Source organism: Nocardia brasiliensis NBRC 14402 (assembly GCF_000308475.2).
Classification (GTDB): domain Bacteria; phylum Actinomycetota; class Actinomycetes; order Mycobacteriales; family Mycobacteriaceae; genus Nocardia; species Nocardia brasiliensis.
Genome location: NZ_BAFT02000017.1, coordinates 1 through 1,765 on the forward strand (window position 1 = coordinate 1; position 1,765 = coordinate 1,765).

Genomic DNA, 1,765 nt, shown 5'->3' on the forward strand with positions numbered 1-1,765 from the left:
CTGACATGGCTCGGATGCGTGCGGTGGATGCTGCGGTGTCGATTTTGGTGAAGGAGGGGGCTTGGCAGGCGTTTGGTTTGCCTGGGGCGGCGATCAATCCGTTTTATAGTGCGATGCGGGCGCATGGGGGGATGCGGCATGTGCTGGCGCGGCATGTGGAGGCGGCGTCGCATATGGCGGAGGGGTTCACGCGTGCGGTGGCGGGGAATATCGGGGTGTGTGTGGGGACGTCGGGTCCGGCGGGGACGGATATGATTACGGGTTTGTATTCGGCGAGTGCGGATTCGATTCCGATTTTGTGTATTACGGGTCAGGCGCCGGTGGCGAAGTTGCATAAGGAGGATTTTCAGGCGGTTGATATTGCTGCGGTGGCGGGGCCGGTGGCGAAGTGGGCGGTGACAGTGCTGGAGGCGGCGCAGGTGCCGGGGACGTTCGCGAAGGCGTTCCGGGTGATGCGGGAGGGGCGGCCGGGTCCGGTGTTGATCGATTTGCCGGTGGATGTGCAGTTGGGTGAGATCGAGTTCGATATCGATGCGTATGAGCCGTTGGTGGTGGGGCGTCCGGTGGCGTCGCGGGGGCAGGCGGTGAAGGTGCTGGAGATGTTGAACGCGGCGGAGCGGCCGTTGATCGTGGCTGGTGGTGGGGTGGTGAATGCGGACGCGGCGGGGTTGCTGGTGGAGTTCGCGGAGGTGACGGGGGTGCCGGTGGTGCCGACGTTGATGGGGTGGGGTGTGATCGGTGATGATCATCGGTTGCATGCGGGGATGGTGGGGTTGCAGACCTCGCATCGGTATGGGAACGCGACGATGCTGGAGTCCGATTTCGTGCTCGGGATCGGTAATCGGTGGGCGAATCGGCATACCGGTGGGGTGGCGACGTATACGCGGGAGCGGACGTTTGTGCATGTCGATGTCGAGCCGACGCAGATCGGGCGGGTCTTCGCCCCGGATTTCGGGGTGATCTCCGATGCGGGTGCGGCGTTGGAGGTGTTTATCGAGGTGGCGCGTGAGATGAAAGCGGCGGGCACTCTCACCGATCGGACGGAATGGGCGGGTCGGGTGCGGGCCCGGAAGCGGCAGGGGTTGCGTAAGACTCATTTCGATGATGTGCCGATCAAGCCGCAGCGGGTGTATGAGGAGATGAATCGGGCGTTCGGCCCGGATGTGCGGTATGTCAGCACGATCGGGTTGTCGCAGATCCAGGCTGCGCAGTTGTTGCATGTGTATCGGCCGCGGCATTGGATCAATGCGGGGCAGGCGGGGCCGTTGGGGTGGACGTTGCCTGCGGCGCTGGGTGTGGCGACGGCGGATCCGGACGCGATGGTGGTGGCGTTGTCGGGTGACTATGATTTCCAGTTCCTGATCGAGGAATTGGCGGTCGGTGCGCAGTTCAATATCCCGTATATCCATGTGGTGGTGAACAATTCGTATCTGGGGTTGATCCGGCAGGCGCAACGGCAGTTCGACATGGACTATTACGTTCAGCTCGACTTCGACAACATCAACAGTCCCGAAGTCGGTGGCTACGGTGTCGATCATGTGAAGGTCGCAGAAGGGTTGGGGTGTAAAGCGATCCGGGTGTTCGAACCCGACGACATCGGCCCCGCGCTCGAGGACGCGAAGAAACTGATGGCCGAACACCGCGTCCCGGTGGTGGTCGAGGTCATCCTCGAACGGGTCACCAACGTGTCCATGGGTCTGGAAATCGACAACATCACCGAATTCGAAGAACTGGCCACCTCCACCGCAGACGCACCCACGGCCAC

The 1,765-nt window shown here is 62.6% G+C and carries 1 protein-coding gene; it reads left to right on the plus strand.

Going from position 1 to position 1,765, the window contains the following annotated elements:
• Window positions 1–5: 5 nt before the first annotated feature.
• Window positions 6–1,765, plus strand: a 1,760-nt coding sequence (gcl, locus tag TY25_RS04255; RefSeq protein ID WP_042254247.1) for a glyoxylate carboligase, incomplete at its 3' end; no start/stop codon positions are given.